Here is a 26593-nt window from a genome sequence, read left to right on the forward strand (position 1 = left end):
TCGCAACGCACCGGCTATTGCGGCATGGCACTCTCGACGACGGTCAGCTTTTCCGAAAGTCCCGCGGCCCGGCGGATGTCGCGGAATTCCTCGACCATCGCGTCGGTGACCTCGTGCGGATCGTCGACCGTGGCGGTATCGGAGATGACCGAGATGTTGAGCTGGTCGACGTAGCTCCACACCGTGATGTTCAAACCGCTGGCCGCCGTCAGCGGGCCCACGGAGTAGATCTCGGTAACGGTCGCCCCGCCGACCTTGCCCCGCTCCCGAGGGCCCGGCACGTTCGAGATGTTCAGATTGAGCACCTTGTTCTGGCCGTCCTTGTCGGACAGCCGTTTGAACGCGGCCTCCACCGGCGCGGGCGGCATGTAGGCCGCCCACCGGGCGACCAGTTCCGGACCGATCAGGTTGTGGCTCTCCTTGGCCGCCGTGGCGGCCGCACTCGACTGCCGCACGCGCTCGAGCGTGTCGTCCACATCGACCGGTAGCGCCACCAGCACGCCGCTGAACCGGTTGCCCGAGATCCGGTCAGGTGAGAAGTCGAAGCTCATCGGCACCGAGGCCAGCAGCGGATGGTCGGCCTTGCCGTCGTAGTGCAGCGCGAGCTTGCGCAACGCACCGGCCGACATCGCAAGCACCATGTCGTTGATGGTCGCGCCCAGTTGTTTGCCGGTCTGCTTGACGTCGGCAAGGGCCAGCGTGGCAGTGGCGAACCGGCGTTCCGGGGTGAGCCTGTGGTTCATGAAGCTCAGCGGCGGGGTGAACGGCCGCGTGAGTTCGGGACCGAACTTGCGGCTGCTGCGCCGCACGCGGCCCACGCCTTGTGCCGTGTACCGCACGAGGCCCGGCACCCGGCCGATCTGGCGCAGGTGGTCGCGGAACGCCGACCGCACCAGTTCGCTGCGGGACGGTGCCGGGTCGGTGGCATAGGAATCGCGGTCACGCTGCGGCCCCTCCTGCAGATCCATGCCCCGCGCCAGCAGGTTGGCCGACGCGACCCCATCGGCGAGCGCGTGGTGGATCTTGCCGACGACGGCGATCCGGCCGTTGGCGAGACCTTCGACGAAGTACATCTCCCACAGCGGCCTGCTGCGGTCGAGCGGGGTGCTGGCGATCTCACCGATGGCCTCGTCCAGTTCGCGCCGGCCTCCGGGGGCGCGCACGCGCCACGGCCTGACGTGGTACTCGAGATCGACATCGCAGTTCTCGCGCCACATCGGGTGATGGAATTTGAACGGTATGTCGACCAGCTGGTACCGGAAGGGCTCCAGCTTGTACAGCCGGCCGTGCAGCACTTGACGGAATTCCTCGACACCGAACGTGCGGTCGCCGAGATCGTCCAGCGCGATGACCGCGATCTTCAACGTGTGCATGTGCACGTTGGGTGTTTCGGAATACAGCAGGAACGCGTCCCACCCGCTCAACCGCTTCACGTCAGACCTCCCGTGTGGAGGCGTCTATATAACCGCTTTAGCCTGCTCAAGCGTCCGGTTTCGGTGGATGTGGTTGAGGAACAAACCAATTGCGGTGGCCATCGAGCCGGTCCGGGCACCGTCGGTCATGTCGAAGGCGTGCCCGGCGCCGGGCAGTTCGAGATAGCTGACCGGTGCACGCGACACGGCCTTGAGCCGGTCGACGAAACTGCGGGCCTGCTCGACCGGGATGACGGTGTCGCCCGTGCCGTGGATGACCAGGAACGGCGGTGCGTCGCGATGGATCTGCGCGATGGGCGAGGCCAGCCGGTAGATCTCGGGATGACGGTCGATGCGTCGGCCCACCACAACCCGCTCGAGGAAGTCGACGAACCGGACCCGCTCCTCGGTCGAACGGTCCTCCCAGTCGTAGCGGCCGTAGATGCCGACCACCGCGTCGACCGAGGTGTCCGAGCCGTCGGGGAGGTCGCCCTGCAGGTCCGGATGATTCGGGGTGAGGCCGGCGAGGGCGGCCAGGTGGCCCCCGGCTGAGCAACCGGCGATCGCGACGAAGTTGCGGTCACCTCCGAACTTGTCGACGTTGGCGCGGGCCCAGGCGATGGCTGCTTTGACGTCGGTGATGTGCCGCGGCCAGCGATGGTGCGGCGCCACCCGGTAATCGATCGACAGGCACACCCAACCGCGTTCGGCGAGGTGCGACATCAACGCGTACCCCTGCAGCATGCGGCTGCCGTGCACCCACGCGCCACCCGGCACGAACAGCAGTACCGGGGCGGGTTCGACGGGCAACTCCTTGGGCCGCCACACGTCGAGCAGTTGCGACGGGTGATCGCCGTAGCGCACCGAACTGCGGTACACGTTGCGCCGGTATTCAAGCGTGTTCCACAGCGGGGGCACGTTCTGCGGAGCAGGCCAGTCGATGGCCAGGTTCGCTGCGGGCACGACGCCGCGCAGCGCGTCCTTGGCGACCGAATGCGTCAATTCCCGCTCGGCCTTGCGGACCTGGGCGTTCCCGGGCGTGATCCAGGATTTCGCGGATGCGGTGAAGAAGTCGGGTATGTGCCGGAAGCCCCATACGCCCATCGCGGCCATGGCGCCCAACGGTTCCAGGTGCTTGCCGACGACTGGCAGCGAAGCCGATGCCACGCTCAATGCCAGCATATGGTCAGCAGGCGTGGCGCGCAGCAACCATCGCGCCCGGCTGGCGAGGCTCGGGGCGGGGTGCCGGGCATCCGGTCGTGCCGTCATTGCGCGAGCGTACCCCGAGCCCGTCACCACCAGACGACAACTTCGCCAACTTGTTCACTTCGCGTCACGTTTGCATCTTCAGTGTGACTTGGATCACCTATACGGACGCGGGTGATTCCCGTTAGCTTCGCTAACCATGAGCAAGTCAGCGCTGGCCATCACCGAAGAACACCAAGACCTCGCCGATGCGGCGTTCGGGCAGCTGAACCGGCTCGGCAGCCGCGCGGCAGCCCGCGCAACCCTGGACAAACCCGGCAGCTACCCGGCCGAAATCTGGTCGGCGGGAGCCGATCTCGGCTGGCATGGGCTCGCGATTCCCGAGGAGCACGGAGGTTCCGGATTCGGCCTGCCGGAGCTCGCCGTGGTGGCCGAAGCTACCGGACGCGAACTGTGCCCCGGTCCGTTCCTGCCCAGCGTGGCGGCGGCCGTGATCATTGATCGGTGCGCACCGGAATCGGTTCGGGCAGAACTCCTTCCAGGCCTCGCGGGTGGGGCGTCGGTCGGCGCTGTCGGGCTCAGTGGATCGTTGGCGATCGGCACCGACGGGCTCGGCGGAGAGGTGTCCGCGGTGCTCGGCGCACCCGATGCCGACGTGCTGGTGCTGACCGCGGGCGATGACGTCGTGGTGGTCGACGCGACCGCCGATGGCCTGACCGTGACGGCCGGCGAGGGTTTGGATCCCACCCGCAGTATCGGCACGGTGACGCTGCGCGCTGTCGCGCTCCCCGACGACCGGGTTTTGCGTGGCGCGGCCCGGCAGGCGCGCACCGTGTTCCGCATCCTGGCTTCGGCAGAGGCCGTCGGGGTGGCGTGGGCCGCGCTCGACATGGCGGTCGAATACGCCAAAGTCCGTGAACAATTCGGCCGCACCATCGGCACGTTCCAGGCCGTCAAGCATCACGCGGCGAACATGCTCGTCGCGGTCGAGCAGGCCACCGCCGCGGTGTGGGATGCCGCGAGGGCCGACGATCTCGACGGTGCGTGGTTCGCGGCGTCCGTCGCGGCAACGCATGCGATTCACGCCGTGGTGTTCAACGCGGAGAACAACATTCAGCTGCACGGCGGTATCGGGTTCACGTGGGAGCACGACGCCCACCTGTACCTGCGCCGCGCCCGGACGCTGGCGGCGCTGCTCTCCGACGGCGCCGATCCGCTGCTCGACGTCGTCGAGGCGCAGCGCGCCGGGCAGGCCCACGGCGCATCGTTCACACTGCCCGCCGAAGCCGAGGCCTACCGGGAAGCCGCGCGGGACGCCGTCGAAGCCGTGCGGGCGCTGCCGGCCGAGCAGCGCCGCGACTACCTCGTCGACTCGGGATATCTGGTACCGCATTGGCCCAAACCGTGGGGACGCGGCGCGGATGTGCTGGAGCAGTTGGTGATCGAAGAAGAGTTCCGCGACATCGAGCGGGCCGACATGGGCATCACCGGCTGGGTGACCCTGACCATCGCGCAGGCCGGAACCGACGATCAGCGCGAACGCTGGGTCGAGCCGGTGCTGCGCGGTGAGGTGATGTGGTGCCAGCTGTTCTCCGAACCGGGTGCGGGTTCGGATGCGGCGGCGGTCCGAACGTCGGCCAAGAAGGTCGACGGCGGATGGCGCGTCACGGGCCAGAAGGTGTGGACCAGCCTGGCGCAACTGTGCGACTGGGGGCTGGCGACCGTGCGCACCGATCCCGACGCATCCAAACACGCCGGGGTCACCATGATGGCCATCGACATGAAAGCGCCTGGCGTGACGGTCAATCCGCTGAAGGGTTTGACCGGCGACGCGCATTTCAATGAGGTTTTCTTCGATGACGTGTTCGTGCCGGACGCCGATGTGGTGGGCGACGTGAACAAGGGCTGGCTGGTGGCGCGGGCCACGCTGGGCAACGAGCGGATCTCGATCGGCGGCGGGTCCGCGGCGCCCACAGGGTTCACGGTCGACGGCCTGGTGAAGCTGCTCGACGCACATCCCGACGGCGGCCGGTACGTGCGGCGCGCCGGTGAGGTCATCGCGGCCGGCCATACGCTGCGTCTGCTCAACCTGCGCCGGGTGTCACGCGCCATCGCCGGCACCGAACCCGGACCGGAAGGCAACGTGACCAAGCTGCTGGTGGCCGAGCACTCACAGTGGCTGACCGAGTTGGGCATGGATCTCGCAGGGGCAGCAGCCGTCTCGGGCGGCACACCTAAACTCACGCGCGCCTACCTGGGCAACCGCGCCATGACCATCGCCGGCGGCACCTCCGAGATCACCCGCAATACGATCGCCGAACGGATCCTCGGCCTGCCCCGTGACCCGCTGTTGAAGTAGCGCCGTGTAGGTGCTGCACCGCGGCACCGCGAGAGTGCGGGTCTGCTGACCGACACGCAGTGCAGCGCAACGGTTTCGTCGGCATTTCACGCGCGCTCGTCGGCCGTGACCGTCGCGATAAGGGCGTCGATGAGTTCGTCGGCAGTGGTGTGCCACTTGTCGGTGTGCAGAAGGCCGCTCGTTTCGAGGCCGGCCGCCCCGTGCGCGCCGGTCAGCAGGATGGCGCTGCAACTCTGAGCGCGCTGCTCGCCGACGACGACGGCGACGATCGCCGAGAACTCGTCACAACCGCGTTGCGCGGCCCGGACCACCGCGGTCGGATCCCCTTCCGGTGCACTGAACATCAGTCGGTATAGGTGTGGCTGCTCGCGGCTGACGGTGATGAGGACGAGGAGCGCCGCACGCAACGTGTCGACGGGTGATGCCGCTGAATCCGTTCGCAGCGTGTGCATTTGGTCGCCAATGCGCTCCCAGCCTTCGGCCGCGACGGCGGTGAGCAGGCTCTCTTTGTTGATGAAGTGCCGATAGGGCGCGCCGCGGCTGACCCCGGACCGGGCGCCGACCTCACGCAGCGTGACCGCATCGGGCCCGCCGGCGTCGAGCAGGGCGGCGGCGTCGTCGAGCAGGGCGCGCCGTGTGGCGGCGGCGGATTCGATGCGGCTCATGATCCGCCCATCATATGTTGACATCGTCAACTGAAGAGGTAGCGTTGCTCAGATGACAGCGTCATCTGAAACGCGGGAACTGGTCGTCGTCACCGGTACGTCCAGCGGCATGGGCGCGGCGACCGCACGCGAACTGGCCCGGCGCGGATTCCACGTCCTCGCCGGGGTCCGACGCGACCACGATGCCGACGCGATCCGCGGGCCGGGTATCGAACCCGTGATCATCGACATCACCCGGTCGGACCACATCCAGGCGCTGACCACCCGGCTGCACGACGACCCACGGCCCCTGCGGGCGCTGGTGAACAACGCGGCCATTCAAGCCAATGCGCCGGTCGAGGCCTTTTCCCTCGAGGAGTGGCGAAACATGTTCGAGGTCAACCTCTTCGGCCAGATTGCCGTCACCCAGGCGCTGCTGCCCGCGCTGATCGACAGCTCGGGTCGCGTGGTGAACATCAGTTCCGTGGGCGGCAAGGTCGCCATGGCTGCGTACGGCCCGTACGCGGGAACCAAATTCGCGCTCGAGGCGGTCAGCGATTCGTTGCGACGCGAACTCGCCCCGTTGTGCGTGGATGTGGTGGTGGTCGAACCGGGCGCTGTGCGAACGGAAATGCTCAGCCGCGCCGGCACCGCTCGCGTGCTCACGTCCGAACAAGCCGGGCGCTATGGCGGACTGGTCCACGCCGTGACCGCGCAGGCCGCAGCATCCACGAAGGTGGGGCTGTCTGCTGACGACGCGGCCACCGTGATCGCCAAGGCAGTGACTGCACGCAAGCCGCGCACGCGATACACGATCGGCCACGACGCAGCTTTGATCACCCGCTTGGTGCGCGTCGTCGGCGACCGGACACTCGACCGCATCCTCGCCGCGGCCCTACGTCGCCACTTTCCGCAACCGAGCACTTGACAAACGACACGCCGGTTCGCCCGCGTCTCAGGCGCGCTCACCGCGCTTACCCTCGTCTGATGGCGGTCAGTCGAACCCGCAGGGCCCGTGCCGCCCGCAAGCGCAAGCGCCGCATGGACAGCGTCGTCAACGATCTGACCGACGAGCAGTGGGCCGCGATCAAGGACGCGTGGGACGGCTGCGCGTACTGCGGTGCGACGGGTACTGCGCTGCAGCGCGACTGCGTGATGGCGATATCGCGAGGCGGCCGCTACACGATCGACAACGTGGTGCCCGCATGCGCGTCGTGCAACGCCAGCAAGTGCAACGACGAGGTCACCGGCTGGATGCGACGCAAGCGACTCGATGAGCGTCGCTTCCTCGAGCGCTATGTGGAAATCCGGGCTGTGCTGGTGGCTTCCGCACCCTGACGACGCCGCGAACGTGCGCAAAATGCCCACCCGAGCTTGCGCTTCGCTGCGTGTCGCGCCAGCAGACACGCACGCTCGCGGTGCCAGCCAAGTCTCAACGCAACGCCGCGCGGCCCCGGATGCGGCCCAGCGCGATGAGCGCGAGCAGGGTGACGAGCAGCAGCACCGTCGTACACGCCGCCGCCTGGAACGCCTGGCCGCGGTCAGTCAGCCCGAAGATGGTCACGGGCAGGGTTTTCCACATCGCGGGGTACACCATGACGGTCGCGCCGAGCTCACCCATCGACAGTGCGACGGCCAGACCGGACGCGGCCCCCAGCGCAGGCATCAGCAGCGGCAGCGTCACCCGGGTCAGCACCCGCACCGGGCCGGCTCCCAGCGATTCCGCGGCCTGCCGGTAGGCCGGGTCGAGCCGGTCCAGCGCCGCCGACACCGCACTGAACGCGAACGCGAGCACCAGCACGGTGTGCGCGAGGATCACCATCCACCGGGTGCCGCCGAGCAACAGCGGCTGCGAGTTGAACGCGATGAGCAGCCCGAGGCCGATGGCCACCGACGGCACGGCGATGGGCAAGTGGAACACCGCGTCGGTGACTTTTCTCAGCCACGACGGGCATTCGCGGGCCGCCAGGGCCGCCCACGTTCCGAGCACCAGCGCGATGGCCCCCGCGACGAACGCGGTCTGCAGGCTCACCGACAGGCTGGCCAGGTTCTCGCCCGAGAGCGCCGCGTCGAAATGCGTGAGGCCGAGATTCGACGGCAGCGCCGACGTCCACGATCCCGCGAGCCCCGCCAGGAGCACGGTACCCAGCGGCGCCACGAACACGATCAGCACCACCGCGGCGAACACCGCAAGGACGATGGCTTTACTTCGCCGGTCCCACAACAGCATCCGCGGACTCCTTTCCGGACATCATGCGCGCGAAGATCATTCGGTACGCGACGTACAGCGCGAGCGACAACACGACCTGGACGGTCGCGATCACCGCGGCGCCCGGCAGATCGAACGTGACGATGCCGCGCGTGTAGATCAGCACCGGCAGCGTGATGACGCCTTTGGCCCCGGTGAACAAGACGATGCCGAACTCGTTGAGCGTCAACAGCAATACCAGGCTGCCGCCTGCCATGAGGGCCGGCCAGGCTTCGGGCATGATCACCGAACGCAGCACCCGCAGCGGCGATGCGCCGAGGCTGGCCGCCACATCGAGCTGGGCGCGCGGCATCAACGCGAACGCCGCGAGCAGCGGCCGCACCACGAACGGCGTGAAGAACGTGATCTCGGCGGCGATCACCCCGGCCGGCGTATAGAGGAAGTTGAGCACCGGCGAGTCACCACCGGTGATGCTCATGATCGCGGCGTTGACCGCGCCTGCCGTGCCGTACAGGAACGTGAAGGCCAGCGTGATGAGGAACGACGGCAGCGACAGCACGGTGTCGATCAGCCGGCCGACCACGTGCGAACCCGGGAACGGCACAAACGCGAGCACGATGGCCAGGAACGTGCCGAGGATCAGGCAGCCGACCGTCGAGGTTGCCGCGATGGCGACGGTGCGCCACAGCGCATCCCGGAAGGCTTCCGAACCGAGCACCTCGGCCCACGTGTCGGTGTCGGCGGATTCCCCGAACACCCGAAGCAGCGGGTACAGCGCAATCAGCACGACCAGCAGGAGGGGCGGCAGAACCCAGAGCGCGGCCCGCGACCGTGGCGGTGCCGGGCGAGCGGGCGCGTCGCCGACCGGCTGTTCCAGCAGCGCGGTCACCGCGGCGCCTGCACAAGGACTCCGGCCGGCTCGGGGATGCGGATGCCGACCTCGCTGCCGACCTCGAATTGTGCGTGGCCGGGCACGTCGACCTCGACGAGCTGATCGGGCAGACCGTTGACCGAGACCACCAGGCGCGTGGTCGCACCCCGCCACACGGCCGCGTTGACATTGGCGCGCATGGCATCCCGGTTGCCCAGCGACACCACCTGCACGGCGTGCGGGCGGATGCACAACAGCGCGTCGGAGCCCGGCGCCCAGTCGATCTTGCCGACCGCGGGTTGCGGGGCCTCGGCGCTGACCGTCTTGTTGGCGACCGTCACGAGTGCCGAGGTGCCGATCACCCGGCCGACCGTGCACGGGATCAGGTTGGCGCCGCCCAGGAACGCCGCGGTGAAGCTGGTCGGCGGCCGCTTCCACAGGTTCTCGGCGGTGTCGACGTCCATGAGCCTGGCGTTGTTCATCACGACGATGCGGTCGGCCAACGCCAGCGCCTCGGCCTGGTCGTGGGTGACGTAGAGCATCGCGGTGTCGGGCAGTGACTCCTTGAGCTGCTGCAGCTCCGCCAGCATCGACTGCCGCAGCTGGGCGTCGAGCGCGGCGAGCGGCTCATCGAGGAGCAGCACCTTGGGCCGGATCGCCAGGGCCCGCGCGATCGCGACGCGCTGCTGTTGGCCACCGGAAAGCTCACGGGGCAGGCGCTTTCCAAACGCGGCCATGCCGACCATGTCGAGCGCCTCGGTAACGCGGGATCCGATCTCGGACCGGGGGACGCGCTGCGCCTTGAGCCCGAACGCCACGTTGTCGGCGACCCGCATGTGCGGGAACAACGCGTATGACTGCAACACCACACCGATGCCGCGCTTGGCCGGCGGCAGGTCCGTGATGTCGCGGCCCGCCAGCCGGACGGTGCCCGACGTCGGCCGCACGAAACCGGCGAGCGCATTGAGCGCCGTGGACTTGCCCGAGCCGCTGGGCCCCAGCAGCGCAACGGTTTCACCTGCGGCCACCCGCAGGTTGAAGTCCACCAGAGCCTGGGTCACGCGCTTGCCGCGTCCGTAGGACACCCCGACGCGGTCGAACGTGATCGCCGGTGTCTGAGATTCCTGCTTTTCGTCCCGCTTCGACGCAGTGGCCGGTTGTGCCCGACCCACTCCGATCTCGGTCATGTCAGTTACCGGTGGCCTTCTGATAGGCCGCGACGTCGGCGTCGAGATCGGCCAACACCGCGTTCCAATCGGGCGCCCACAGCTCGACCCCGTTGAGCACACCGGCCGGTGTGTTCGGTTGCGGCTCAGCGGAAGACACCAGGTTCTCGCGCACCGGGATGCCCAACGCGTCGGACGCCACGGTCTTCTGCACATCCTCGGACAGCAGGTAGGTCAACAGCTTCTTGGCGTCGTCGGCGTGCGGTGCGCCCTTGGTCACACCCGCGACGTAGGGCAGCGACACCGTGGTCCGCTTGCCGTCGTGGGCCGGGATGAAGATCGTGAACTTGGATCCGTCATCCTTGATGGAGCCCAGGTTCATCTGCACGTCGCCGTTGGCCACCAACAGCTCGCCGTTGCTCACCTTGGGTTGCAGCTTGCCGGTCGACGACGACGGCCCGACATTGTTGGCCTGCAACTTCGTCAGGTATTCCAGCGCACCGTCCTTGCCCCGCAGGTGCTGCAGCAGCACCAGCACCGCTGTGCCGTCACCGGCCTGCCCGGGCGTCGAGTACTGCAGCTTGCCCTTGAACCGCGGGTCGAGAAGGTCGTCCCAGCTGGCCGGGGCCGGTTGCGCGCTCGGGTTGGCGATGAAACTCAACGCATTGTCGACGATCGGGATGTAACGCCCGTCCGGGCCGACCTGACCCTCGGCAATCCCGGCGGTATCGGCGCCGCTGGCCACCAAAAGGCCTGACTCGTCGGCCTTCTGGATGAACGGCGGCAGCGTCACCAGCAGATCGGCCTGCGGGTTGGACTGCTCCTTCTCGACACGGGAGACCACCTCGCCCGAACCTGCCTCGACCAGATTGACCGCGATTCCGGTGTCCTGCGTGAACTTGTCGAACGTGGTCTTGTACCACGAGCCCAGGCCGTCTGCGCTGTACACCGTGATGGTGTTCGCGCCGGCGGAACCGGTCGACCCGGTGCCACCGCACGCCGCAGTCAGGGCCGTGGTCAGCGCGGTGACCACGATCGCGGTGGTACGCAGGAATTTACGGGGTTTCATGGGTTCCCTTCTCTGTTCAGCCATGTAGCAGAAGATCGGCGAAGTCGGTGATGGAGCCGACGACGTGGGTGGCACCGGCGCCGCGGAGTTGCTCCTCGTCGTGCGCTCCGGTGAGTGTTCCGGCGGCGATGGCAACCCCGGCGCGCCGGGCACTTTCGACGTCGCTGGTGGTATCGCCAAGTGCGGCGACGTTGGCCACACCGTCGGCCTGCAACCGGATCAGCGCGGCCAGGATCAGATCGGGGTAGGGCCTGCCCCGAACCCCGTCGCCGGGAGCCAGCACCAGATCTGCCAGGCCGTGCCAGCCCAGCGCCGCCAGCAGCTTGTCCTGCGTTGCCCCGCTGAACCCGGTGGTCAGCGCGACCCTGATGCCCGCGTCGCGCAGTTCGGTGATCGAATCGGCCGCACCGTCGATCGGTGCGGCCTGGCCGTTGGCGATCAGGTCGGCGTAAGCGCGCTCGAACTCGGTGTTGGCCCGTTGCGCCAGTTCCTCGGTGCCGAACAGGGCCCGGAACACCACGATCTTGGACTGCCCCATGGTGTCGAGCACGTACTGGCGGGCCTGCTCTCGGTCGGGGCCATCCTCGGGCAGGCCCGCAGCGGTCGCGGCCGCATCGAATGCGCTGACCACCAGCCCGTCGTCGGCGACCGTGGTGCCGGCCATGTCGATGACCGCGAGTTGAATCTTGGGTTTCCGCATGGTTTTTCCTTGTTCTACAGGGCGATGAGATCGGCGGTCTGCTCGGCGATGGCGGGCCCCAGGGTCATGCCGCGGCCGCCGGGTCCGGTGACCACCCAGACGTCGTCCTCGGGCTGGGCCCGGCACACGAGTTGGTGCGGGTCGAGACACTGGCTGTAGACGCCGGCCCACCGTTGCCGCACCGGGGGCAGCGCGCGGCCGAGGAATTCCTCGACCACGTCGACCAGGTACGCGTACGGGGCCTCGTGGACGTCGAATCCGAACGGTTCGTCGTACTCGTGGGTGTCGCCGATGGTCAGGCCGCCGTGCAGGCGTTGCACGCAAAGCAGCTGCATGTGCTCTCGCTCGGCGACCGGGTGCTGAGATTCGTTGCTGCGCAACGTCTCCAGCGCGGGGCCTGCGAAGCCCGGGTAGTAGCGGAAGCTGTCGGCGTCGGCGATCGCGGTGGTCAGCGGTTCGTCGAGCGGTTCGGTCTGCATCATCTGCAGCCGTACGCGGCGCACGGGCAGTTCACCGGCCAGGTCGCGCACGAGCCCGCCGTGGGCCGCACCGGCGCACACGAGCACCAGGTCTGCCTCGTAGCGGTTGCCGTGATCGTCGCGCACCGTGCGGTTCTCCACCGAGCGGGCCTCTGCGCCCGCGACGAACTGGTACCTACCGGTGGCGGCGAGGTACTCGCGGATCGCAGGCAACGCCTGGCGGGATTCCACGGCGGCGTCGAGCGCGCAGTGCAGGCCGCCGACGAAGCGCCCCCGCAGCGCCGGGTTGAGCTCGCGGACCTGATCAGGTTCCAGCAGTGTGAACCCACGGTGCCCCGCGTCGGCGCGGGCCGCCGCTTCTTCGGCCACCGCGAGTTCGCCTGGCGTGCGCAGCAGTGTGATCGATCCGGCCGCGCGGAAGCCGACGCCGGGGACGTCGGCCCCGAGCTTCTCCCACAGCTCGCGGGACCGCAGCGCGGCATCGAGTTCGGCCGTCGACCGGCCCGAAACCCACACCAGGCCGAAGTTCCGCACGGTGGCACCACGTGCCTCGAGTTCGCGTTCCAGCTGCACGACGTGGTGCCCGCGCCGGACGGCTTCGACGGCATGCGAGGTGCCCAGGATTCCGCCACCGACAATCGTCACCCGCATGATGCTCGACCTTGTCGACCGATCGCGAAGGCCTCCCGACCTGCGGGTGTTGCTGCGCCGAACATCAGGTTAAGAAATGGTATAGACCAAACGGAGGTACGCTGTCGGCATGCATGAGGTGGAAGACGTCGAACGCTTGTTGCGGTCGCTGCGCGGGGTATGGGACGAGGAAGCGGTCGACGAGTTGGATCACGCACTGCAATCGGCGGCCCGGGCCCGTGAGGACGGCGCCGACGACGAGCTGATACTCGCCGCGGCCCTCCACGACCTGGCGCACAGCCCGTTGATCGGCGGGCCGGGAACTCACCGGCACGACGAGGTGGCGCGGGACTGGCTCACGCCGCGCTTCGGTGACCGGGTGGGCTGGCTGGCCGGCGCGCACGTGGCAGCCAAGCGCTATCTGGCCGCGACCGATCCGGCCTACGCGCTCTCGGAGGTCTCAGAGGAGTCGCTGCGCAGGCAGGGCGGGCCCGCGGTCGACCCCGAGTTCGTGGACCACCCGTGGTGGCCGGATGCCCTGCGGCTGCGCCGCTACGACGATGCCGCGAAAGATCCGCAGGCCACCGGCGCCACGGTCGGCGACGTGCTCGCTGTCGCTGAACGGGTTGCGCGGCAAGGGCATTAACGTGGCATCCGCCGAGCCCGGCGCCAAACCGCTGCCGAAACCGTATCTGATCCGCACCGCGCTGGACGCCATGCTGGCCGACCTCGCCGAGGGCGATCCGGTGCCCGCCGAGCGCGAACTCGCGGTGCGCTTCGGCGTGGCCCGCGAGACCGTCCGCCAAGCGCTGCACGAACTGCTGGTGGCCGGGCGCATAGAGCGACGCGGCCGCGGGACCGTGGTGTCGCGCCCCAAGCTCACGCAGCCGCTGAGCCTGAAGTCCTACACAGAAGGCGCGGTGGCGATGGGCCGCACGCCTGGCCGACTGCTGGTGACGTGGGAGACCATTGGTGCCACCACGGAACTGGCTTCAGCCCTTGATGTTTCGATCGGTGACGCCGTCATGCATCTGGAACGCGTGCTGCTGGCCGACGATCAGCGCATCGGCCTGGAGAGCACCTACCTGCCCTCGGCGCGGTTCGGTGGGCTGAAGACCACGTTCGATCCGGTGACGTCGCTGTATGCGGCGATCCGCGCCGGCGGCGTCGAATTCGGCTCGGCCACCGAACGCATCGAGACCGCGCTGGCCTCACCGCGCGAAGCCGCGCTGCTCGAATCGACGACGGCAATGCCGATGCTGCTGCTCAACCGGCGGTCACTGGACACCGAAGGGGTGCCGATCGAGGTGGTCCGCGCGTTGTACCGCGGCGACCGGGTGGCGTTCGAGACGCTCTTGACGTGAGCATCCACCCACGGTGCGCACCGTCCGCGATACCCTTGCCCAGGGCACTGTCGGGTGGAACACCGTGGAGGCCGGATGAGTACACGTCCTTCGCCATTGGAGTTCGTCGCCGACATCGCCAGCATCTGCGCCGAGCCGGCGCCCGCCGCGGCATGCGCCACTGCCGTGCTCGACCAGCTGGCACAGTACATTCCGCTCGAGGCAGCTGCCCTTTCGATGTTCGATCCTGTCGAGGGCCGCCATGTCACCGTCGCCCAGCGGGGCTACCCATCGACCGTGTTGGAATACCTCAACACCGGCTTCGCCGCCGACGACCCGGCGTTCCACACCATGCGGTTTCGCAACCCCACCCCGTTGCGCTGGTGTGACGTCCCGAATTACCGGGGCATGTTCAGCGCACACGAGGTGTTCATCCCCGGTGGCTTCCACGAAGGCGTCACCAGCTGTCTGTTCACCAGGGACGGCCGTTACACCGGAGCGCTGCACCTGAGTTCCGACGCGCCCCTGCCGATCAGCGACAGTGCTGTCGACACGTTGACCGCGCTACAGCGAGTCATCGCACCACTCGTCGATGCCATGCGGACGCCCGCCGGCCACGGTGTAACCGAACTGCTCGGCAACGCAGACGAAGCGGCGATGATGACCACCGACGGCCGTCTGGCCGCGGTGGCCGGTGTTCGCCGGGACCGCTGGCTGACGGACGGCTCGCCGCTGACCGCCGAACTGGCTTCGCGCCCAGCCGAACACGTCCCGCAACGGTTCACCTGGGTGTGCCCCGATGGCCGATGTCACGCGATCCGCACCACGAAACTGATGTCGGGCACCCTCGTGACCGTCAGAGAATCCCCTGCGCCCTATCGCCTTTCGCCGCGCGAAGTCGAAGTGCTCACCCTTTTGGCCCGCGGCCTCGCCAACCCCGGAATCGGCGCTGCGCTCACGTTGAGCCCGCGGACCGTGGCAACTCACGTCGAACACATCTTGGCCAAACTGGGCTGCGCCACCCGCGTCGCGGCGGCAGGCAAGGCCGTGGCCGAGGGCATCGTCCCGGCCGCGGCTCCCACCGGCTAGACGCTCACCGGCGTCCCAATGGTCCAGCCTCCGTCGACCAGGACGTTCTCGCCACAGATGTGGTCGGCCAGCGACGAGCTGAGAAACAGCACGGCATTGGCCACATCCTGCGGTGACGCCCATGTGCCGCGTGGGGTTTGGCCGGCCAGCGCGTCGTGGGTGGCTCGGTCATAGAGAGCGGTCATCTGGGTGGTGACGAACCCCGGCGCCACCGCATTCACGTTGATGCCCTGCGCGGCATAGTCGAGCGCGACCTGGCGGGTGAAGTTCACGATCGCCCCCTTGCTCGCGCAGTAGGCCGCGAACCCGGGATTGCCCCGGAAACCGCTGATCGAGCTGATGTTGACGATCTTGCCGGGGCGGCGCGCTCGCAACAACGCCCGCACCATCTCCCGAGTGCAATGGAACGTGCCGTCGACATTCACCGAGAACTGAACCCGCCATGTCTCGTCGTCGGTGTCTGCGACACTGCCCTCTCGCAGCACGCCGGCGTTGTTGACCAGGATGTCGACGCCGCCGAGGCGCTCGTCGAGCTCACTGAACACTGCAGCGACATGCGCGGATTCGGTCACGTCCAACGTCACGAACTCCGCCGAACCGCCGTGTGCGGCGATGCGGGCCGCCGTCGGTTCTCCGCCCTCCCTTGCCGCTTCGGTGATGTCGGCGACGCAAACGTGAGCGCCCGCTCTTGCCAGCGTCTCGGCGATCGCACGTCCGATACCCGATGAGCCACCGGTGACAAGGGCCTTCTTGCCCGCAAGATCGATCATGATGTCTTTTCCCTTCTCCCCGTGGAAATCTCAGTCGCCGGCCGCAACACCGCACCAGTCCAGGGCCAGTGACGCGTAGGTGCGGGCGGCGATCCGGACTTCTTCGATGAGGCAGTACTCGTCGTCGGCGTGGGCCACTCTCAGATCACCCGGTCCGTAGCTGATCGACGGAATCCCCGCGGCTGTGAGGAAACTGCTGTCTTCCACCGCGCAGAAACCGGCGACCGTCGGCGGCCCCTGGTAAGGCGTCGCACCGGCGACTCGTTCGTGCGCGGCGGAGATCGCCGCGGTGATGTCGGCCGCAGCCGGGCCTGGGTCGTTGGCCGGCCAATTGAGCTTCCATTCCACGGCGGGCGGGTTCTCGCGCAGCCAGCCGTCGGTTTGTGCGATCGCCTGGATCTGCGCTTCGACCTCGGCTTTCACAGCCTCGGGATCGTCCTGCGGCGGATACCAGATGCAGTATTCGATCGTCATGTACTCCGAGAGGATGAACGGCACGAGCACACCGTGCGGGCCGCCCTGAACGACACCGGGATGGATGGTGAAATGCCCGGGCGCGAACAGCGGGTGTTTCTTGGTGAACGCCCACTCGTCCTCCAGTCTCCGCATCGCCTCGAAGACCAACATGCCTTTGTCGATGGCGTTGACCCCGACGGCTGAGCCACCGCCACCGGCGCGGATCGTCTGCCCGCGCATCGACGAGTGCGTGGCCTTGCCGCGCACTGTGACCGAGAACCACAGGAGCCCGGGTGTGACCGGGATGACGCCGAGATTGGTCGGGCCGCTCGGCTCGGCGACCACGGCCGCGTCGGCGCGGTAACCGTGCTCGACCGTCGAGCTGACACCACATTCATGGTCCATGACCTCCTCACCGACGACTGCCTGGATGATGAGGTCGCCCCGCAGCGAAATACCGGCCCGGCGAAGCGCTTTGACGGCGAACGCCTGCGCCACGAGCCCCGCCTTCATGTCGCTGGCACCGCGGCCCCACACTCGGTCGTCATCGATGCGCCCGGAGAACGGGTCGGCAGTCCACCGGTCCGGGTTTCCCGGCGGGACGACGTCGACGTGGCCGTTGAAGATCAGCGACCTCCCGCCGCCGCTGCCCTTTATGGTGCCGACGGCGTTGTCCCGCCCGGGTTCGACGGCCCACGTCTCGACGTCGGCACCCGCGTCGACGTACACCTCCGCCATCATCGACGACACTCGGCCTTCCAAGCCGACCACGTCGTCGTACACCTGCCCGGGATATTTTGGGTTGACGCTGGGAACCGCGATCACTTCCGACAGCGTGGAGATCATCTCGTCGGCGAGCGCGTCCACGGCCGTCATGGCCCTGGTGTGCGTGTCGGTGCTCGTACTGGTCATCGTTTCTCCTTCACTTGGCGCGCGGAACGTAGCGTGAGAATGCCGCCGGGCCCATCTGAGAACGAGGGCTCACCTGCGCGGATGCGCCAAATCTAGGTGACGGCGGTCACGTTGGGCATCGGGCGCGATACCGAATTCAGCGGCCCGGTCAGGGCACCGCCATCCGTCAGTTGACGGATGCGCGCGTTCGACGGAGTCGTGCGCGCGGTAGAACAGTTGTTGTGACTGCGACCACAGACGGCAGGCCTGCGTTCCATCCCGATCTGGCACGGCTGGCCCGGTTCATCCCGCGCGAGCTCGTGACAAGCCGCTCGCTGCCGCTGTTGCAGCGTCTGACCAGCTGGCAGAACCGGCGCGCACCCAAGGACGTGGAGGTGCTGACCCTGACGTCGGGCTCCGGGGTACGGCTCTTCCGTCCCAGCGGCGTCACCGAACCCACGCCCGCGCTGCTGTGGATCCACGGCGGTGGCTACGTACTCGGCAGCCCCGCACAGGACGACGCCCTGTGCCGCCGCTTCGCCGCCGAACTCGGCGCCACAGTCGCCGCGGTGAAATACCGCCTGGCCCCGCAGCATCCGTACCCAGCCGGGCTCGAAGACTGCTACGCGGCCCTGCAATGGCTCGCGGCGCTGCCCGCGGTGGATCCGGCCCGGGTCGCCGTTGCCGGCGCGAGCGCGGGCGGCGGATTGACCGCGGCGCTTGCCCTACTGGCGCGTGATCGCGGCGAAATACCGCTTGCCGCCCAGATTCTCGTCTACCCCATGCTCGACGACCGTTCCGTCGGTGAGCATCTCGACGACGCGGGCCACCGGTTGTGGACGCAGGGCAGCAACCGGTTCGGCTGGTCGGCCTACCTGCGCGACGCCGACCCTGCCGCCGCGGTCCCGGCCCGCCGGGAAGATCTGTCGGGCCTGCCACCCGCTTGGGTGGGCGTCGGAACCCTCGACCTGTTCCATGACGAGGATGTCGCTTACGCCGAGCGCCTGCGCGCCGCCGGGGTGCCGTGCGACGTGGAGATCGTCGACGGGGCGTTTCACGGATTCGATCAGCTCGCGCCCAAGACCGCAGTGGCACGGTCGTTCTTCGCCAGCCAGATCGCCACGCTGCGAAAGGCTTTCAGCCCCGAGCACTGAGTGCACGCTGCCTGCGCAGCTGCACACAGGCCCGTTCCAAGAGGCTGCGGTCCGGCGACGGCAGGGCGCGGACGCGCGGCACCAGGTCGGCGACGATGCCGGCGAACCGGACGGCCAGCTGCTCGGCCGTCATGCCGAACTGCAACCAGACATCGTCCTCGCGTGGGCCACCGTACGGCGCCCACGCGAGGACGAACTGCAGGATGAGACGATCGAACGAGTCCATCGCCCGCGCGGCCTTTCAGTCGCGTTCGACGGTGTCTTCGTACACGATCCGGCCGATCAGCTCATATCGGCGTGGATCCCGCAGCTTGAAGTAGGTCGCCAAGGCCGCACCGAAGATGAACAGCCCCACCACGATCCACGGGGTCAGCGTGAACAGCAGCGTGCCCGATGCAGTACCCGCAGCCGCGTCTTTGTGCTCCCACAGCAGGTAGACCACGTAGAGCATGCCGATACCGCCGAGACCGGGAGCGATCAGGGTCTTGAACCAGTGCTTGGACACCGGGTGGTTCTTGCGGATGTGGAAGTAGCTGATCACCGAGAACGCGCAGAGCGACTGCACGATCAGGATCGCCATGGTGCCGAGGATGGCCAGCAGCGTGTACATGTGCACGTACGGATCCATGCCGGCGAACAGGAACGCCAAGATGATCACCAACGTGATACCGCTCTGCACGAACGATGCGATGTGCGGCGAGCCGTGTGTGGGATGCGTTGCGCCCAGGGTCTTCTGCAGCCCCTTGGACAGCCCTTCGCGGCCCAGTGCATAGAGGTACCGCGAGGCACAGTTATGGAAGGCCATGCCGCACGCGAACGAGCCGGTCACCAGCAGGATGTTGAAAACCGTGATGGCCCACTCGCCATAGGTGTTGCGCACCGGGCCGAAGAAGATCTCCGAGGACGTCGAGGCGTCCTGCGCGAGTTCGACTGAATGCTGCGGGCCGGTCCCTGCGATCGCCATCCAGGACACGAAGACGTAGAACAGGCCGACGCCGATCACGCTGAGCATGGTCGCCCGCGGGATGATGCGCTTGGGATCGCGGGATTCCTCGCCGTACATCGCGGTGGATTCGAATCCGACCCACGACCAGAATGCGAAGAACAGGCCCAGACCTGCACTGGCACCGGCGATTCCGGCCGCAGGCGAGAACGCACCCAACGGGTTGAGCGTCTCGGCCACCGCGAAGCCGTCCGGTCCGCCGCCCTTGAACAGCACCGCCAGCGCACCGAGCGCCAGCATCACGATCTCGGTCACCAGGAACACCCCGAGCACCTTGGCCGTGAGGTTGACGTCGAAGTACGTCAGGATCGCATTGGCGGTCAGCATGAGCAGGGCCGGGATGATCCAGTGGATGTGGATGCCCAGCTGTGAGGACAGCAGGTTCTGGAAGAAGAACGAGAAGATGCCGATCAGCGAAGCCTCGAACACCACATACGCCATGGTGATCAGGGCGCCGCTGGCCATGCCGACGATGCGGCCCAGACCGTGCGAGATGTAGCCGTAGAAGGCCCCGGTCGCGGTGATGTGCTTGGCCATCGTGGCGTAGCCGACGGCAAACAGACCCAGCACGACCGTGGCCACGATGTAACCGGCCGGAGCGTGCGAACCATTTCCAAAGCCGACAGCGATGGGAACATTGCCGACCATTGCCGTGATCGGCGCGGCCGTTGCGACCGCCATGAAGATGACGCCGATGGTGCCGACGGCGTTTCGTTTTAGTCGCTGTACGTCATGAGCTGTGTTTTCGCTACCAGCGACAGCTTGTTCGGTCATGTACTGGTGTACCTTCCGGGCTTACAGTAGGGGTCCGGCTGTGGCCTGGGCCACATCACGAACGCTACGTATATTGGCACTACCAAAAGCCATTGGCAAGGGGCAACCGCAACCATTGACAGAAATGGTTGCAACCGTTTACGGTGAGGGCCATCACAGCTACCGGGTAGCTCAAGAGGGAGCCGCATGTACGACTACGGCACGTTCACGTTCGAGTCCAAGGCCGAGGTGCTTGACCGGGCGAAAACGTTCTGGAATCCAGACAAGACGCAATTCTGGACGGACACCGGTGTCGATCTGGTGATCGACCGCCGCGAGGGATATTTCCTGTGGGACATGAGCGGACGCCGCCTGATCGACCTGCATCTCAACGGTGGCACCTACAACATCGGTCACCGCAATCCCGAAGTGATGCAGGCGATTACCGAAGGAATGCAGCACTTCGACGTCGGAAACCACCACTTCCCTTCGGTGGCACGCACCGCCCTCGCACAGCGCCTCGTCGAGACCGCGCCGGCGTCGATCAAGAAGGTGGCATACGGGTCCGGAGGCGGTGAGGCCATCGACATCGCCCTCAAGAGCGCCCGGCACGCCACCAAGCGCCGAAAGATCGTCTCGATCGTCAAGGCCTACCACGGCCACACGGGCCTGGCCGTGGCCACCGGGGACGACCGATTCGCCAAGTTCTTCCTGGCCGACCAGCCCGACGAGTTCCTGCAGGTGCCGTTCAACGACCTCGAAGCGATGGAACGGGTGCTGGCCCCAGGCGACGTCGCCGCGGTGATCATGGAGACCATTCCGGCCACGTACGGGTTCCCGCTTCCCGCACCGGGTTACCTCGAAGCCGTCAAGGCTCTCACCGAGAAGCACGGAACGCTCTACATCGCCGACGAGGTGCAGACCGGCCTGATGCGCACGGGTGAACTGTGGTGCATCACCAAACACGGCATCGAGCCCGACATCCTCGTCACCGGTAAGGGCCTGTCCGGCGGCATGTACCCGATCACCGCTGCGCTGCTCAGCGATCGGGCCGCGCAGTGGCTCGACGAGGACGGCTTCGGCCACATCTCCACGTTCGGCGGCGCCGAGCTGGGCTGCGTGGCCGCCCTCAAGACGCTGGAGATCTGCACGCGTCCCGAGGTGCGCTCGATGGTGCACTACATCGCGGACCTCTTCGATCACGGGCTGCGCCGGATCCAGGCCGACCATCCCGACTGGTTCGTCGGCATCCGGCAGAACGGCGTGGTGATCGGGCTCGAGTTCGACCATCCCGAAGGCGCCAAGTTCGTCATGCGAGAGCTCTACGAGAACGGGGTGTGGGCGATCTTCTCGACGCTGGATCCCCGTGTGCTGCAGTTCAAACCGGGTCTTCTGCTCTCGCGTGAGCTGTGCGAGGACGTCCTGGACCGCCTCGCTGTCGCGGTGTCCAGGGCCGAGACCGTCGTGAGAGGACGTAAAGCGTCATGACCAATACCGCACAGGCCGGTCACATGCTCGAGCGCGCCCGCTGGGCCGCGGCGGCATACGCCGACTACGACGCATCCGCGGTGACCACAATCGTCAACGCCGTTGCCGAGGCCGGCTACGCCGAGGCCGAACGGTTCGCCACCGAGGCGGTCGCCGAGACCGGCATGGGCGTCGCGGCCGACAAGGTGACCAAGAACCGCGCCTGCTCACGCGGCATCGTCGACTTCTATCGCGGAGAAGACTATGTCTCCCCGCGGATCGATGAAGCCCGCAAGATCGTGGAGCTGCCGCGGCCCGCAGGCGTCGTGCTGGCCCTGACCCCGACCACCAATCCCGTTGCCACGGTGTACTTCAAGGTGATCTTGGCACTCATGACGCGCAACGCCGTTGTGGTCGCGCCACACCCGCGGGCCAAGCGGTGCTCGGCCGACGCGGCCCGCGTGCTGGCCGAGGCCGCCGTCGCCGCGGGCGCACCGGACGGCATCGTGCAGGTGGTCGACGAGCCGTCCATCCCGCTCGTGCAGGCGCTGATGGCCGACGAACGCACCGACGTCATCGTCGCGACGGGCGGCACCGGCGTCGTCCGGGCCGCGTACTCGTCGGGCAATCCGGCGCTCGGCGTCGGCCCGGGCAACGTGCCGGTGTTCGTCGACGCCAGTGCGGACATCAATGCCGCGGCCAAGCGCATCGTCGACAGCAAGGCTTTCGACAATTCGGTGCTGTGCACCAATGAGTCGGTGCTCATCGTGGAGGAAGTCGTCGCCGACAAGCTGCGTGCGGCCCTGACCCGCGCGGGTGCACACATCCTCGACGAGGACGGCGCCCGCCGGTTGCGGGACTACATGTTCACCGACGGACACCTCAATACCGACGTGGTCGGGCGCGACGCCGCGTGGATCGCGGGGCAGGCCGGGCTTCGGGTGACCCCCAAGACGCGGGTGCTCATCGCGCCGTTCAGCGACGTGATCACCGAAGAGATGCTGGCCCACGAGAAACTGTCGCCGGTGCTCGGCATGACGACCGTGGCCGACGCCGCGCGTGGCATCCGGGCCGCCCGGGCGGTGGTGCGGATCGGTGGTGCGGGACATTCCGCCGCCATCCACAGCGAGAACCCCGCCGTGATCACCGATTTCGCGGCTCAGGTACCCGTGCTGCGGGTCTCGGTCAACGTCGGGAACTCGACCGGCAGCTCCGGGCTGGACACCAACCTGGCACCGTCGATGACCATCGGCACGGGATTCGTCGGGCGCAGCTCGATCGGTGAGAACCTGCAGCCGCAGAACCTCATCAACTGGGCCCGCGTCGCCTACAACAGCGAACCCGGCGTGGTCATGGGCAATTTCGCGGGCATCAACCCATGGCGCTCACCGGCCGCGCCGGTGCCCGAGTATCCCCGCGCGTCCAACGACCGTGACGGTGTCCCGGTTGCGCCGCGCCGCTCGTACCCAGCCGTCAGCCGGTCGTCCGATCCGGGACTGGACGCGCTGCGGGCCGAACTGCGCGCACTGGTCGTCGAAGAACTCGCACAACTGATCAAGAGGTAGGGCTGTGGCTGAACTGCGTTCGTTCATCTTCATCGACCGGCTGCAACCGCAGACCATGTCGTATCTGGGCACCTGGATCAAGGGGGCCCTGCCCCGGGCCAATCAGGCGGCCCAGATCATCGAGGTAGCCCCCGGTCTCGACATCGAGGGCGTCACCGACGTCGCTCTCAAGCACGCCGAGGTCAAGGCCGGAATCCTGGTGGTCGAACGGCAATTCGGCTACCTGGAGTTCCACGGCGAGACCGGCGCGGTCAAGGCCGCGGCCGACGCGGCCCTCGATTCGCTGGGCGGCGACGACAGCGCGGCCGTGCGGCCCAACGTGCTGGCGTCACGCATCATCTCCAGCGTCGACCACCAGCACGCGTTCCTGATCAACCGCAACAAGATCGGGTCGATGGTGCTGCCCGGCGAATCGCTGTTCGTCCTCGAGGTCCAGCCCGCGTCGTACGCGATCCTGGCCACCAACGAGGCCGAGAAGGCCGCCGACATCAAGGTCGTCGACTTCCGGATGATCGGTGCGACCGGTCGGGTGTACCTGTCGGGCGCCGAGGCCGACGTCCGCCAGGCCGCCGACGCCGCAAGGGATGCGTTGGCGCGAGCATGAACGTCGACCGTAACGAGTTGCGCGCCCTGGTCCGAGAGGTTGTGCGCGAAGCGGTTTCCGGTCTGCGACCGGCCGCACCCCAGACTCCGGAGCCGGTGGCTGTCCCTTCGCCCCCGGCTCCGGCATCCAGCATCGCCGACCAGATGGGCCTCACCCCCACCGGCCCGCTTGCCGCCAACGAGAAGTCCCGGGTCGAGACCGTTCGGCTCGGCAGCGACGCAGACCTCGACGGATTCGTGCGAAAGCTGCTGCGGCTGTTCGAGAACCCCAAGAACCGCGCTGATCTCAAGGCCGGCAGGCTCAGCTTCCGGCTGGCCGGTGGTGCCGGACCGCGCGGCGCCGGCGCCATCCACCGCATCGACAGTGGCGCGGTCACCGAACGGCACATCGCCGACATGGCAGGCGGCACCCTGGTGCTCGGCCGCCGGGCGGTGCTCACGCCGCTGGCCCGGGAGAAGGCCCGGGCCCTCGGGGTCACGATTCAGAAGGAGCGCAGATGATCGCCAGAGCGACGAAGGAGCGCAAATGATTTCAGCGACTGTGACCGGCAACGTGTGGTCGAGCAGGCGCATCGAAGGCATTCCGGCCGGCGCCTTCCTCGAAGTCGAGATCGACGGCACCGGATCCCGGATGATCGCGTTCGACGTGCTCGGCAGCGGAGTCGGTGAGCACGTCCTCATCGCGCAGGGTTCGGTCGCCGCGAGCTGGTTCACCGGAACCCCGCCCCCGGTCGACGCACTCATCATCGGATCCATCGATTCCAACCCCAACAAATAAGGAGAAACACCCATGTCCAGCAACGCAATCGGACTGATCGAGACCAAGGGCTTCGTGGCTGCGCTGGCCGCCGCCGACGCCATGGTGAAAGCCGCCAACGTCACCATCACCGACCGTCAGCAGGTCGGCGACGGCCTGGTGGCCGTCATCGTCACGGGCGAGGTCGGTGCCGTGAAGGCCGCCACCGAGGCCGGCGCCGAAACCGCCTCGCAGGTCGGCGAGCTGGTGAGCGTGCACGTGATCCCGCGGCCGCACAACGAGCTCGGCGCCCACTTCTCGGTGTCCAGCAAGTAGCCATGCAGGCCACCGAAACGGACACCGAAGCAGGCACGGGGATCAAAACCCAGATCCGCGTGTACCTGCTGGTGGAGGATCTGCAACGGCAGTTCGCCGCCTACCTCGGCACCCCGACCCGCGCCCGCGGCTACCCGCCGTACGAAGGCGAGCACGCCCTGATCGTCGAGGTTTCGCCCGCCTTGGCGATCGAGCGCGTAATCGATCTGGCGTTACGTGAGGTTCCCGGCATCCAGCCGGGAATTCTGTACGTGGAACGGCAGTTCGGGGTTCTGGAGATCCACTCGGCCAATCTGTCCGACGTGCAGCGAGCCGGCGAGGCGATCCTCGCGGGCACCGGCAACCGTCCGGAGGACCAGCTCCGGCCGCGCGTGCTCTACCACGACATCATCGAAGACATCACCGATCAGCACGCGGTGATCCTCAACCGCAACCGGCAGGCTTCGATGATCCTGCCCGGGCAGTCGCTGCTGGTCTACGAGATGACGCCGGCTCTGTTCGCGGCGGTCGCGGCCAACGAAGCCGAACGGGCCGCGCCTGGGCTTACGGTGGTCGACGTGCAGATGATCGGAGCAGCCGGAAGACTGTACATCGGTGGCAGCGTCGAGGACGTCACGGTGGCGCGCGACCGGATCACGGAGGTGCTGGCAGGTATCGACGGCAGGGAGCACTAGATGGTCGTCGTGGACGATATTGCGGTCGCCCGGGCGGCGCTGGACCAGTACGACATCAGCGCCGAGGCCACCCTGCGGCTGCTGAACCTGTCGGAGAACGCCACCTATCTGGTGGAAGACCGCGGAACCCAGTCGATCCTGCGGGTGCATCGGGAGAACTACCACCGCCCGCACGAGATCGAGTCCGAACTGGACTGGCTGGCCGCGCTGCGGGCCGACAGTGACGTCACGGTCCCGACGGTGCTGCCTGCCCGGGACGGCAGCCGTCTGGTCACGGTCGAGGTCAACGGAAATCCACGGCACATCGTGCATTTCGACATGGTCGCGGGTTCCGAGCCGGACGAGAATGCGCTCACGCTCGACGACTTTCATCTGCTGGGCCGGATCACCGCTGCGCTGCACGAACATTCGCAACGCTGGACTCGGCCCGCAGGTTTCGGCCGGTTCTCGTGGGATTGGGAGCACAGCCTGGGTGACCAGCCCCGGTGGGGCCGCTGGCTCGACGCGGAAGGTGTCGGCGACTCCGAACGCCAGGTTCTCGAGCGGGCGCAGGATCTGCTGCACCGCCGCCTCGTCGAATACGGCACCGGGCCGGAGCGGTTCGGTCTCATCCACGCCGATCTGCGACTGGCCAACCTGCTGGTCGACCCGGTGAGCTCGGGGATCACCGTCATCGATTTCGACGACTGCGGGTTCGGTTGGTATTTCTACGATTTCGGAACCGCGGTGTCCTTCATCGAGGATGACCCGAAGCTGCCCGAATGGCAGGAATCCTGGGTGTCCGGCTACCGCAGTCGCCGGGAGCTGCCCACCGAGGACGAGGACATGCTGGCCTCGTTCGTGCTGCTACGCCGGCTGTTGCTGCTGGCCTGGATGGGCAGCCACAGCCACTCCAAGGAATCGGCCACCAAGGCGATCAGCTACGCCGCAGGCAGCTGCGCGCTGGCCGACCGCTATCTCAGTTCGAACGGCCGTTCCCTGACCTAACCCTCAAACCAGAAGGACACC

28 protein-coding genes are annotated in these 26593 nt (G+C 67.5%); 15 read left to right on the forward strand and 13 right to left on the reverse strand.

Features of this window, described 5'->3' with window-relative positions:
• Positions 1-14 precede the first annotated feature (14 nt).
• Together G6N67_RS09415 and G6N67_RS09420 are read right to left on the reverse strand one after the other, a co-directional pair.
• Complete coding sequence (locus G6N67_RS09415; protein ID WP_036432680.1) at positions 15-1433, reverse strand: WS/DGAT/MGAT family O-acyltransferase; 1419 nt, start codon at positions 1431-1433, stop codon at positions 15-17.
• Positions 1434-1457: 24 nt separating this feature from the next.
• Positions 1458-2681, reverse strand: coding sequence for an alpha/beta hydrolase (locus G6N67_RS09420; RefSeq protein ID WP_036432678.1), 1224 nt, complete (start codon positions 2679-2681; stop codon positions 1458-1460).
• A gap of 136 nt (positions 2682-2817) precedes the next feature.
• On the opposite strand from G6N67_RS09420, the gene G6N67_RS09425 reads away from it, so the two are divergent.
• Positions 2818-4977, forward strand: a complete 2160-nt coding sequence (locus tag G6N67_RS09425; RefSeq protein ID WP_036432676.1) for an acyl-CoA dehydrogenase family protein — start codon at positions 2818-2820, stop codon at positions 4975-4977.
• 86 nt (positions 4978-5063) lie between these two features.
• Here the strand turns inward: G6N67_RS09425 and G6N67_RS09430 are convergent, their stop codons facing one another.
• The gene (locus tag G6N67_RS09430; RefSeq protein ID WP_036432673.1) at positions 5064-5642 is read right to left on the reverse strand and encodes a TetR/AcrR family transcriptional regulator; all 579 of its coding nucleotides are present in this window, start codon (positions 5640-5642) and stop codon (positions 5064-5066) included.
• A gap of 52 nt (positions 5643-5694) precedes the next feature.
• Between G6N67_RS09430 and G6N67_RS09435 the strand changes: the two genes are divergently transcribed.
• Together G6N67_RS09435 and G6N67_RS09440 are read left to right on the forward strand one after the other, a co-directional pair.
• Positions 5695-6549, forward strand: coding sequence for an SDR family oxidoreductase (locus G6N67_RS09435; RefSeq protein WP_036432671.1), 855 nt, complete (start codon positions 5695-5697; stop codon positions 6547-6549).
• Positions 6550-6608: 59 nt separating this feature from the next.
• Positions 6609-6959 (forward strand): HNH endonuclease, encoded by a 351-nt coding sequence (locus tag G6N67_RS09440; protein WP_036432669.1) that lies wholly within the window; start codon positions 6609-6611, stop codon positions 6957-6959.
• Between the two features lie 94 nt (positions 6960-7053).
• On the opposite strand, the gene G6N67_RS09445 is transcribed toward G6N67_RS09440, so the two are convergent.
• From G6N67_RS09445 to G6N67_RS09470, 6 genes are read right to left on the reverse strand one after another with little or no spacing between them, the layout of a single operon-like run.
• Positions 7054-7851 (reverse strand): ABC transporter permease, encoded by a 798-nt coding sequence (locus tag G6N67_RS09445; protein ID WP_036432666.1) that lies wholly within the window; start codon positions 7849-7851, stop codon positions 7054-7056.
• Positions 7826-8719 (reverse strand): 2-aminoethylphosphonate ABC transporter permease subunit, encoded by an 894-nt coding sequence (locus G6N67_RS09450; RefSeq protein WP_036432664.1) that lies wholly within the window; start codon positions 8717-8719, stop codon positions 7826-7828. Before G6N67_RS09450 ends, G6N67_RS09445 begins: the two co-directional genes overlap by 26 nt.
• Positions 8716-9888: an ABC transporter ATP-binding protein gene (locus G6N67_RS09455; RefSeq protein ID WP_036432662.1), complete on the reverse strand. Its 1173-nt coding sequence runs from the start codon at positions 9886-9888 to the stop codon at positions 8716-8718. Before G6N67_RS09455 ends, G6N67_RS09450 begins: the two co-directional genes overlap by 4 nt.
• Position 9889: 1 nt before the next feature.
• The gene (locus tag G6N67_RS09460) at positions 9890-10936 is read right to left on the reverse strand and encodes a 2-aminoethylphosphonate ABC transporter substrate-binding protein (RefSeq protein ID WP_036432659.1); all 1047 of its coding nucleotides are present in this window, start codon (positions 10934-10936) and stop codon (positions 9890-9892) included.
• A gap of 16 nt (positions 10937-10952) precedes the next feature.
• Complete coding sequence (locus G6N67_RS09465) at positions 10953-11636, reverse strand: phosphonatase-like hydrolase (protein ID WP_036432657.1); 684 nt, start codon at positions 11634-11636, stop codon at positions 10953-10955.
• A 14-nt stretch (positions 11637-11650) separates the two neighbouring features.
• Positions 11651-12766 (reverse strand): TIGR03364 family FAD-dependent oxidoreductase, encoded by a 1116-nt coding sequence (locus tag G6N67_RS09470; RefSeq protein WP_036432655.1) that lies wholly within the window; start codon positions 12764-12766, stop codon positions 11651-11653.
• A 109-nt stretch (positions 12767-12875) separates the two neighbouring features.
• On the opposite strand from G6N67_RS09470, the gene G6N67_RS09475 reads away from it, so the two are divergent.
• The 3 genes from G6N67_RS09475 (at position 12876) to G6N67_RS09485 (ending at position 15177) form a co-directional block, all read left to right on the forward strand.
• Positions 12876-13391 (forward strand): HD family phosphohydrolase, encoded by a 516-nt coding sequence (locus G6N67_RS09475; RefSeq protein WP_036432653.1) that lies wholly within the window; start codon positions 12876-12878, stop codon positions 13389-13391.
• Positions 13392-13461: 70 nt separating this feature from the next.
• On the forward strand, positions 13462-14109 hold the full coding sequence (locus G6N67_RS09480; protein WP_051578916.1) for a GntR family transcriptional regulator: 648 nt from the start codon (positions 13462-13464) through the stop codon (positions 14107-14109).
• A gap of 75 nt (positions 14110-14184) precedes the next feature.
• Positions 14185-15177 carry a helix-turn-helix transcriptional regulator gene (locus G6N67_RS09485; protein WP_081812519.1) on the forward strand — a complete coding sequence of 331 codons (993 nt, stop codon included), beginning with the start codon at positions 14185-14187 and terminating at the stop codon, positions 15175-15177.
• Here G6N67_RS09485 and G6N67_RS09490 read toward each other — a convergent pair.
• Positions 15174-15947 (reverse strand): SDR family NAD(P)-dependent oxidoreductase, encoded by a 774-nt coding sequence (locus G6N67_RS09490; protein ID WP_036432652.1) that lies wholly within the window; start codon positions 15945-15947, stop codon positions 15174-15176. The two genes, G6N67_RS09485 and G6N67_RS09490, sit on opposite strands and share 4 nt — an antisense overlap.
• A 30-nt stretch (positions 15948-15977) precedes the next feature.
• Entirely contained in the window at positions 15978-17315 is a 1338-nt protein-coding gene (locus G6N67_RS09495) for an ArgE/DapE family deacylase (RefSeq protein WP_036432650.1), read from the reverse strand.
• Positions 17316-17536: 221 nt separating this feature from the next.
• Between G6N67_RS09495 and G6N67_RS09500 the strand changes: the two genes are divergently transcribed.
• A complete protein-coding gene (locus G6N67_RS09500) occupies positions 17537-18448 on the forward strand; it encodes an alpha/beta hydrolase (protein WP_036432647.1) in 912 nt (303 codons plus the stop codon).
• Here the strand turns inward: G6N67_RS09500 and G6N67_RS09505 are convergent.
• On the reverse strand, positions 18432-18674 hold the full coding sequence (locus tag G6N67_RS09505; RefSeq protein ID WP_036432645.1) for a hypothetical protein: 243 nt from the start codon (positions 18672-18674) through the stop codon (positions 18432-18434). The genes G6N67_RS09500 and G6N67_RS09505 overlap by 17 nt on opposite strands.
• A 15-nt stretch (positions 18675-18689) precedes the next feature.
• Complete coding sequence (locus G6N67_RS09510) at positions 18690-20225, reverse strand: APC family permease (RefSeq protein WP_036432643.1); 1536 nt, start codon at positions 20223-20225, stop codon at positions 18690-18692.
• 186 nt (positions 20226-20411) lie between these two features.
• On the opposite strand from G6N67_RS09510, the gene G6N67_RS09515 reads away from it, so the two are divergent.
• From G6N67_RS09515 to G6N67_RS09550, 8 genes are read left to right on the forward strand one after another with little or no spacing between them, the layout of a single operon-like run.
• Positions 20412-21692 carry a class-III pyridoxal-phosphate-dependent aminotransferase gene (locus tag G6N67_RS09515; protein ID WP_036432641.1) on the forward strand — a complete coding sequence of 427 codons (1281 nt, stop codon included), beginning with the start codon at positions 20412-20414 and terminating at the stop codon, positions 21690-21692.
• On the forward strand, positions 21689-23236 hold the full coding sequence (locus tag G6N67_RS09520) for an aldehyde dehydrogenase family protein (RefSeq protein WP_036432638.1): 1548 nt from the start codon (positions 21689-21691) through the stop codon (positions 23234-23236). Before G6N67_RS09515 ends, G6N67_RS09520 begins: the two co-directional genes overlap by 4 nt.
• Before the next feature lie 4 nt (positions 23237-23240).
• Positions 23241-23840 carry a BMC domain-containing protein gene (locus tag G6N67_RS09525; RefSeq protein WP_036432637.1) on the forward strand — a complete coding sequence of 200 codons (600 nt, stop codon included), beginning with the start codon at positions 23241-23243 and terminating at the stop codon, positions 23838-23840.
• A complete protein-coding gene (locus tag G6N67_RS09530; RefSeq protein WP_036432635.1) occupies positions 23837-24340 on the forward strand; it encodes a hypothetical protein in 504 nt (167 codons plus the stop codon). Before G6N67_RS09525 ends, G6N67_RS09530 begins: the two co-directional genes overlap by 4 nt.
• Before the next feature lie 25 nt (positions 24341-24365).
• Positions 24366-24617, forward strand: a complete 252-nt coding sequence (locus G6N67_RS09535) for a EutN/CcmL family microcompartment protein (protein ID WP_036432634.1) — start codon at positions 24366-24368, stop codon at positions 24615-24617.
• Between the two features lie 12 nt (positions 24618-24629).
• Positions 24630-24911 (forward strand): BMC domain-containing protein, encoded by a 282-nt coding sequence (locus tag G6N67_RS09540; RefSeq protein WP_029373255.1) that lies wholly within the window; start codon positions 24630-24632, stop codon positions 24909-24911.
• A 2-nt stretch (positions 24912-24913) separates the two neighbouring features.
• Entirely contained in the window at positions 24914-25585 is a 672-nt protein-coding gene (locus G6N67_RS09545; protein WP_036432631.1) for a microcompartment protein, read from the forward strand.
• On the forward strand, positions 25586-26572 hold the full coding sequence (locus tag G6N67_RS09550) for a phosphotransferase enzyme family protein (protein ID WP_036432629.1): 987 nt from the start codon (positions 25586-25588) through the stop codon (positions 26570-26572).
• The last annotated feature ends 21 nt before the right edge of the window (positions 26573-26593 follow it).

It is taken from the genome of Mycolicibacterium mageritense, assembly GCF_010727475.1.
GTDB classification, from domain to species: Bacteria; Actinomycetota; Actinomycetes; order Mycobacteriales; family Mycobacteriaceae; genus Mycobacterium; species Mycobacterium mageritense.

Bases quoted from the DNA above. Each gene is read 5' to 3' on its own strand.
- G6N67_RS09420 (WP_036432678.1), bottom strand. From the start codon at position 2,681: ATGACGGCACGACCGGATGCCCGGCACCCCGCCCCGAGCCTCGCCAGC.
- G6N67_RS09425 (WP_036432676.1), top strand. From the start codon at position 2,818: ATGAGCAAGTCAGCGCTGGCCATCACCGAAGAACACCAAGACCTCGCC.
- G6N67_RS09430 (WP_036432673.1), bottom strand. From the start codon at position 5,642: ATGAGCCGCATCGAATCCGCCGCCGCCACACGGCGCGCCCTGCTCGAC.
- G6N67_RS09435 (WP_036432671.1), top strand. From the start codon at position 5,695: ATGACAGCGTCATCTGAAACGCGGGAACTGGTCGTCGTCACCGGTACG.
- G6N67_RS09440 (WP_036432669.1), top strand. From the start codon at position 6,609: ATGGCGGTCAGTCGAACCCGCAGGGCCCGTGCCGCCCGCAAGCGCAAG.
- G6N67_RS09445 (WP_036432666.1), bottom strand. From the start codon at position 7,851: ATGCTGTTGTGGGACCGGCGAAGTAAAGCCATCGTCCTTGCGGTGTTC.
- G6N67_RS09455 (WP_036432662.1), bottom strand. From the start codon at position 9,888: ATGACCGAGATCGGAGTGGGTCGGGCACAACCGGCCACTGCGTCGAAG.
- G6N67_RS09460 (WP_036432659.1), bottom strand. From the start codon at position 10,936: ATGAAACCCCGTAAATTCCTGCGTACCACCGCGATCGTGGTCACCGCG.
- G6N67_RS09465 (WP_036432657.1), bottom strand. From the start codon at position 11,636: ATGCGGAAACCCAAGATTCAACTCGCGGTCATCGACATGGCCGGCACC.
- G6N67_RS09470 (WP_036432655.1), bottom strand. From the start codon at position 12,766: ATGCGGGTGACGATTGTCGGTGGCGGAATCCTGGGCACCTCGCATGCC.
- G6N67_RS09475 (WP_036432653.1), top strand. From the start codon at position 12,876: ATGCATGAGGTGGAAGACGTCGAACGCTTGTTGCGGTCGCTGCGCGGG.
- G6N67_RS09480 (WP_051578916.1), top strand. From the start codon at position 13,462: ATGCTGGCCGACCTCGCCGAGGGCGATCCGGTGCCCGCCGAGCGCGAA.
- G6N67_RS09485 (WP_081812519.1), top strand. From the start codon at position 14,185: ATGAGTACACGTCCTTCGCCATTGGAGTTCGTCGCCGACATCGCCAGC.
- G6N67_RS09490 (WP_036432652.1), bottom strand. From the start codon at position 15,947: ATGATCGATCTTGCGGGCAAGAAGGCCCTTGTCACCGGTGGCTCATCG.
- G6N67_RS09495 (WP_036432650.1), bottom strand. From the start codon at position 17,315: ATGACCAGTACGAGCACCGACACGCACACCAGGGCCATGACGGCCGTG.
- G6N67_RS09505 (WP_036432645.1), bottom strand. From the start codon at position 18,674: ATGGACTCGTTCGATCGTCTCATCCTGCAGTTCGTCCTCGCGTGGGCG.
- G6N67_RS09510 (WP_036432643.1), bottom strand. From the start codon at position 20,225: ATGACCGAACAAGCTGTCGCTGGTAGCGAAAACACAGCTCATGACGTA.
- G6N67_RS09515 (WP_036432641.1), top strand. From the start codon at position 20,412: ATGTACGACTACGGCACGTTCACGTTCGAGTCCAAGGCCGAGGTGCTT.
- G6N67_RS09520 (WP_036432638.1), top strand. From the start codon at position 21,689: ATGACCAATACCGCACAGGCCGGTCACATGCTCGAGCGCGCCCGCTGG.
- G6N67_RS09530 (WP_036432635.1), top strand. From the start codon at position 23,837: ATGAACGTCGACCGTAACGAGTTGCGCGCCCTGGTCCGAGAGGTTGTG.
- G6N67_RS09535 (WP_036432634.1), top strand. From the start codon at position 24,366: ATGATTTCAGCGACTGTGACCGGCAACGTGTGGTCGAGCAGGCGCATC.
- G6N67_RS09540 (WP_029373255.1), top strand. From the start codon at position 24,630: ATGTCCAGCAACGCAATCGGACTGATCGAGACCAAGGGCTTCGTGGCT.
- G6N67_RS09545 (WP_036432631.1), top strand. From the start codon at position 24,914: ATGCAGGCCACCGAAACGGACACCGAAGCAGGCACGGGGATCAAAACC.
- G6N67_RS09550 (WP_036432629.1), top strand. From the start codon at position 25,586: ATGGTCGTCGTGGACGATATTGCGGTCGCCCGGGCGGCGCTGGACCAG.